Origin of the sequence: Streptomyces sp. NPDC007162 (assembly GCF_040634175.1) — a bacterium.
GTDB lineage: Bacteria > Actinomycetota > Actinomycetes > Streptomycetales > Streptomycetaceae > Streptomyces.
The window spans coordinates 1-5,350 of record NZ_JBEYFC010000559.1 but is presented as its reverse complement, the minus strand read 5'-3'; the positions used below and the strand labels follow the sequence as shown (position 1 = coordinate 5,350).

Annotated in this window: 7 protein-coding genes; 6 read left to right on the top strand and 1 reads right to left on the bottom strand. The window is 71.4% G+C overall.

Translation table 11 applies throughout. The annotated features are described in order from the left end of the window. A partial coding sequence (locus tag ABZ646_RS39100) for a SigB/SigF/SigG family RNA polymerase sigma factor (RefSeq protein WP_360530235.1) occupies positions 1-651 on the top strand: 651 nt, incomplete at its 5' end. Between the two features lie 277 nt (positions 652-928). Here ABZ646_RS39100 and ABZ646_RS39095 read toward each other — a convergent pair. Further along, the gene (locus ABZ646_RS39095) at positions 929-1,363 is read right to left on the bottom strand and encodes a MarR family transcriptional regulator (RefSeq protein ID WP_360530232.1); all 435 of its coding nucleotides are present in this window, start codon (positions 1,361-1,363) and stop codon (positions 929-931) included. 185 nt (positions 1,364-1,548) lie between these two features. Between ABZ646_RS39095 and ABZ646_RS39090 the strand changes: the two genes are divergently transcribed. The 5 genes from ABZ646_RS39090 to ABZ646_RS39070 all read left to right on the top strand — a co-directional run. Beyond that, positions 1,549-2,727, top strand: coding sequence for a PP2C family protein-serine/threonine phosphatase (locus ABZ646_RS39090; protein WP_360530229.1), 1,179 nt, complete (start codon positions 1,549-1,551; stop codon positions 2,725-2,727). Between the two features lie 153 nt (positions 2,728-2,880). Continuing rightward, on the top strand, positions 2,881-3,771 hold the full coding sequence (locus ABZ646_RS39085) for an STAS domain-containing protein (protein WP_360530226.1): 891 nt from the start codon (positions 2,881-2,883) through the stop codon (positions 3,769-3,771). Further along, positions 3,768-4,181, top strand: a complete 414-nt coding sequence (locus tag ABZ646_RS39080; protein WP_360530224.1) for an STAS domain-containing protein — start codon at positions 3,768-3,770, stop codon at positions 4,179-4,181. The genes ABZ646_RS39085 and ABZ646_RS39080 overlap by 4 nt, the downstream gene beginning before the upstream one ends. Beyond that, positions 4,178-4,627, top strand: coding sequence for an ATP-binding protein (locus ABZ646_RS39075; RefSeq protein ID WP_360530221.1), 450 nt, complete (start codon positions 4,178-4,180; stop codon positions 4,625-4,627). The genes ABZ646_RS39080 and ABZ646_RS39075 overlap by 4 nt, the downstream gene beginning before the upstream one ends. Continuing rightward, the coding region (locus ABZ646_RS39070; protein WP_360530218.1) for an ATP-binding protein at positions 4,624-5,350 on the top strand (727 nt) is incomplete at its 3' end. The genes ABZ646_RS39075 and ABZ646_RS39070, both read left to right, overlap by 4 nt.

Below are 5,350 nucleotides of genomic sequence, written 5' to 3'. Positions count from 1 at the left end.
GTCCGTTTCGCGGCGGCCCGGTTCCGCAGCCGTGGGCCGGAGGAGATGGAGGACATCGTCCAGGTCGGCATGATCGGCCTGATCAAGGCCATCGACCGTTTCGAGCTGTCGCGCGAAGTCGAGTTCACGTCCTTCGCGATTCCCTGCATCGTCGGCGAGATGAAGCGGTTCTTCCGTGACACCTCGTGGGCCGTGCACGTCCCGCGTCGCCTCCAGGAGGCCCGCGTCCAACTGGCCCGCGCCGACGAGGAACTGCGCAGCCGGCTCGGTCGGGCACCGACGACCGCGGAGCTCTCCGAGCTGATGAGCCTTCCGCAGGACGAGGTCGTCGAGGCCCGACTCGCCTCGAACGGCTACCGGTCGACCTCCCTCGACGCGGCGATCGGCGGCGACGAGGACGGCGAGTCCGCACTGGCGGACTTCATAGGCGACGAGGACGCCGCACTCGGCCTGGTCGAGGACTTCCACGCCCTCGCCCCGATGATCGCCGAACTCGACGAACGCGACCGCAGGATCATCCACTGGCGCTTCGTCGAGGAGCTCACCCAGGCCCAGATAGGTGAACGTCTCGGCGTCTCCCAGATGCACGTGTCCCGGCTGATCTCCCGTCTGCTCGCCCGCCTCCGCGAAGGCCTGCTGCCCGCCGGCTGACGGGCGGCACCGGACCCCTGTGTTCCGCAGGTCGGCTTCTCCGCCGAGACGTGGGCCACAGGCAGAGACGGTGATTCGGGGGTACCCGATGTGTGAGGAAGTCCCGGAAGCCCCGGGCCCAACTGTTGCCATTTGACAACTATGGGCGTGAGGCAACAAAGTAACCGAGTCGCATTGCGCGGGAAGGAACTGCGATGTTCTGGTGGGCGGAGGTCGCTCCGTGTGCTGGCCGCCCGAGCCCCGACGCGTCGGCGCGATCGGTGGCCTGGGAAGGTGTTCAGGCCGTCCGGTCCCCGGCATGCGGCTCGTCGCTGTGTATCTGCAGCGCCGCCGTGTCGCAGAACGCCTCCAGCCCCTCCAGCAGCGCGGTCCGCTTTGCGGCGGGCATCAGCTCCAGCACCGCCTGGAGTTCCTGCTCCCGGCGCGCGCGCAGGTCGTCGAGGAAGACGCGGCCCCGGTCACTGAGATGCAGCCGTACCTCGCGCCGGTCGGCGGGGCTGACCACGCGCTCGACGAAGCCCGCGGCCACCAGTCGGTCGCAGAGCCGACTGGTGGACGGGGGCGTGGAGGCGAGGGAGTCGGCGAGGGTGCGCAGATTGATGCCGTCCTGGTGCTCCAGCATCAGCAGCACGCGCATCTGGGACGGCGAAGCCGGCGCTGTCGAGGCCCGGCCCCACAAAACTTCCAGCAACTCCACTGCCGTCAAGGTCACGCGTGCTACCTCGACGGGTTCGGGGCGGGGGCGGAAGACAGTCACTGTCACACTCTCGCAGGCACCTGGGACGTCTTTCAGCCTACTAGGTGCCGGTTGCTGCAACAGATGGTTCGGACGACCCGGCCTGACGCGGCAGGGTCAGCCCTGTCGTGTGTGCAAGGCTCGTGTGCGTCCGACGAAGGATGGGTGTATTTACGATCGTGAAGAGATTTGTGACCGCTGAACGCGCTCTGCGTACAGCGGCCCCCCATGAGTTGCTCGACGTCGTGCGCAGAGTGCTCGCACAGGAGTACGCGGCGACGTCCGTGGAGCTGCTGCTGGCCGACTACGGCCTGACCGTACTGCAGCCGGTGACGTCGCTGCCGGGGACCGCGGAGCCGGTGTCGGTGCACAGCAGCCCCGTGGGCCGTGCCTTCGGGGCCCAGGAACCCCTCGTGGAGGGCGCTCCCGGGGGTGCCGTGCGCGTTCATCTGCCGGTCACCGTGCGTGGCGACCGGTTGGGCGTGCTGTGCGTCACCCTGCCGGACGGGGAGGACGTTGCCGGCCTGCTGGGCGAGCTCGCGGACATCGCCGAGGTGCTCGGCCACGAGGTGGTCGTCGCCGAGCGCGACACGGACGTGTACCTGCGCGCGCGGCGCAAGGACCGGCTGACCCTGGCCGCCGAGATGCAGTGGCAGCTGCTGCCCGGCCGCTCCTGCGCGCGCCCGGAGTACGAACTGGGCGCGCAGCTGGAACCCGCCTACGCGATCTTCGGTGACAACTTCGACTGGTCCGCCACCGCGGACCACCTCCTGCTGTACGTCACCAACGGCATGGGCGAGGGCATAGAAGCGTCCCTGCTGACGAACCTCGCCATCAACGCGCTGCGCAACGCCAGGCGGGCCGGCCTCGCCATCGACGACCAGGCCGCCCTGGCCGACCAGGCGGTGTACGCCCACTACCAGGGTCGCTGCTACCTCTCGGTGCTGATGTTCGACTTCGACCTCGCGACGGGCCGGGCGAAGGTCGTGGACGCCGGGTCCCCGCAGCTGCTGCGGCTGCGCGACGGAGTGGTCGAGCGGGTCACGTTCGAGGCGCAGCTCCCGCTGGGCATGTTCGAGGAGACCGACTACGTGGTCCAGCACTTCCAGGCCGAACCCGGCGACCGGCTGGTCTTCGTCAGCGACGGGGTGCACGCGGTGGCCTCGCCCCAGGGGGAGGCGTACGGCGACGCCGCCCTGGCCAGGGCGATCATGTCCACGCGGCTGCTGCCGGCCGCGGAGGTGCCGCGGGCCATCCTGCGGGAGCTGACCGGCCACCGCGGGCAGTCCGTCCCGAAGGACGACGCCCTGGTGGTCTGCCTGGACTGGCACGGGCGCTGAGCCGCTGTGGCCGCGAGGGACGGATGTGGTGAGGCTGTGCCGCTCCGGCCGCACGTTCGGGAGCCGTGTCTGCCCTGTGCGATATTTGTCATGTGGCAATGATTAGCCCGGTTGCGCCGGTCCCGGCGCAACAGTCTGTGCTCGAGGGAGACGATGCAGGTGCCGGAACAGGCAGCGGCCGAAGCGGCGGCGCAGGAGCTGACGGCCTTCCTGGAAGGCCGTCGCGAACAGATCGCCCAGCGCTGGGCGGACGCGCCCTTGTTCAGGACGGTGTTCACCGTCTCCCGCGACGAGGCGGTGGAGGCGTGCAAGGCCGTCGTGGACGCTCTGGTGGACGTGGCCTCGGCCGGCCTGCTGGACAACATCGCGGCCCCCGGCTTCGACTCCGTGCGGGAGCAGCTCGGGCGGATGGCCGCCGCCCGTGCCCGCAGCGGGTTCAGCCCGGCCCAGATAGCGGAGGAGGCCGCCGGACTGCGGGTCACGACCGCCGATGTGCTCCGCGGCGAACTCCGTGACCTGCCCGGCGACCAGGCACAGGAGGTCCGGCTCGCGCTGACCGTCCTGATGGGCACGCTGAGCCTGGTGATCATGGAGGCCACGGTCGACGCAAGTGAGGAACTGATCGCCCGGCAGCGGCTGCAGCTGCTCGAAGTGGCCACCCCCGTGATCAACCTCTGGGAGGGCGTCGTCGCGGTGCCCCTGATCGGCACCCTGGACAGCGCCCGCAGCCAGGTGGTCATGGAGTCGCTGCTGAACGCGATCGTGGAGCAGCGGGCCCGCTACGCGATCCTCGACATCACGGGCGTGCCCACCGTCGACTCGCTGGTCGCCCAGCACCTCATGAAGACGGTCGCCGCGGCTCGCCTGATGGGCGCCGAGTGCATCGTCTCCGGTATCCGTCCGGCCATCGCGCAGACCATCGTGCACCTCGGCATCGACCTGAGTTCGGTGCTCACCCGCAGCTCGCTGGCCGACGCCCTGGCCCACGCGCTCGGCCAGCAGGGCATCGAGGTCTCCCACACGGCCGGTGCGGGCCCCCGATGACCGGCTCCCTTCCGGGCGACTCGGCGTTGGTGCCCGTCCTGGCCCTCGGCGACATCCTGCTGGTGTCCCTCCAGGGGGAGTTGCACGACAGCGTGGCCGAACAGCTCCAGCAGGACATCACCCAGCGCGTCGCCGGCAGCGAGGCGAGCGGCGTGGTCCTCGACCTCTCCGGAGTCGAGATCGTCGACTCGTTCCTCGGCCGGGTCATCGCCGAGATCGCCGCCAACGCCCGCCTGCTGGCCGCCCGTACCGTCGTGTGCGGGATGCGCCCCGCGGTCGCGATCACCCTGGTCGAACTGGGCCTGACACTCCCCGGCCTGGTGACCGCGCTCGACGTCGGGCGCGCCCTCGAACTGCTCCGGCAGGGTGCCTGTGCGGCAGCCGCGGGCACCCCTGCGGGGTGGGCGTGACACCGACCTCCGACTCCGCCACGGCGACGAGCCTGCCGATCGGCTCGGACGCCGACCTGGCATGGGTGCGTCACCAGGTGCGGCAGTTCGCGGCCGGCCTCGGGTTCGGGCTCGTACAGCAGACGAAGATCGTCACCGCGGCCAGCGAGCTGGCCCGCAACACCCTGATCCACGGCGGGGGAGGGCAGGCGACGATCACCCCGCTGACCAACGGGTCCCGGCGTGGTCTCAAACTGTCCTTCGCGGACGACGGCCCCGGCATCCGCGACGTGGAGCTGGCGATGACCGACGGCTACACCACCGGCGGTGGTCTCGGGCTGGGCCTCAGCGGATCCCGGCGCCTGGTGGACGAGTTCACCATCGACACCAGGCCCGGTGAGGGCACCGTCGTCACCCTCGTCGCCTGGGCCACGGGTGTGCCCGCCGGCCGTCCGGGGTCCGGATGACGCGCGTCTGGGCCGTGCCCGTGCACGACTCCACCCGGGTGCGGGACGCCCGGGTGGCGGCCGAGACCGCCAGTGCCCATGCCCGCCTGGACGCCCACCGCACCGCGGTCGCGGCCCTGGCGGCCACCGAGCTGGCGACCAATCTGCTCAAGCACGCCGGGGGCGGCCGTCTGGTGATCGACGTCGTCGATCCTCCGGGAGCCGCCGGCCGCGGCCGGGCGGTGCAGCTCGTCGCCCTCGACCACGGCCCCGGCGTCCGGGACGTCGGCGCGGCCATGCAGGACGGCTACACCACCAGCGAGGCGTCGCTCGGCGCCGGCCTGGGCACCTGCCGGCGCATCTCCAGTGCGTTCGACCTGTACAGCACCCCGCGCGGCACCGTGGTCATGGCCCGGGTCGACCAGGGCACAGGACCGCAGGAGAACCGCCCCGCCTTCCGGACCGGCGGGATCAACATCCCCCTGGCGGGGGCCGAGCACTCCGGGGACGCCTGGAGCTGTGCCCGCTCGGGCTCCCGGGTGACCTTCCTGCTCGCCGACGGCCTCGGCCACGGAGCCAGGGCCGCCCACGCCTCCGGCGCCGCCGTCGAGGAACTGCACCGGGTCGCGCGGCTGACGCCCGCCGAGATCCTGCGCCACATGCATCCGGCCCTGCGGGCCACCCGCGGGGCCGCGGTCGCCGTGGCCCAGGTGGATGCGGGGCGAACCTCCGCGCCGCCAGGCC

Bases quoted from the DNA above. Each gene is read 5' to 3' on its own strand.
- ABZ646_RS39085 (WP_360530226.1), top strand. From the start codon at position 2,881: ATGCAGGTGCCGGAACAGGCAGCGGCCGAAGCGGCGGCGCAGGAGCTG.
- ABZ646_RS39080 (WP_360530224.1), top strand. From the start codon at position 3,768: ATGACCGGCTCCCTTCCGGGCGACTCGGCGTTGGTGCCCGTCCTGGCC.
- ABZ646_RS39090 (WP_360530229.1), top strand. From the start codon at position 1,549: ATGGGTGTATTTACGATCGTGAAGAGATTTGTGACCGCTGAACGCGCT.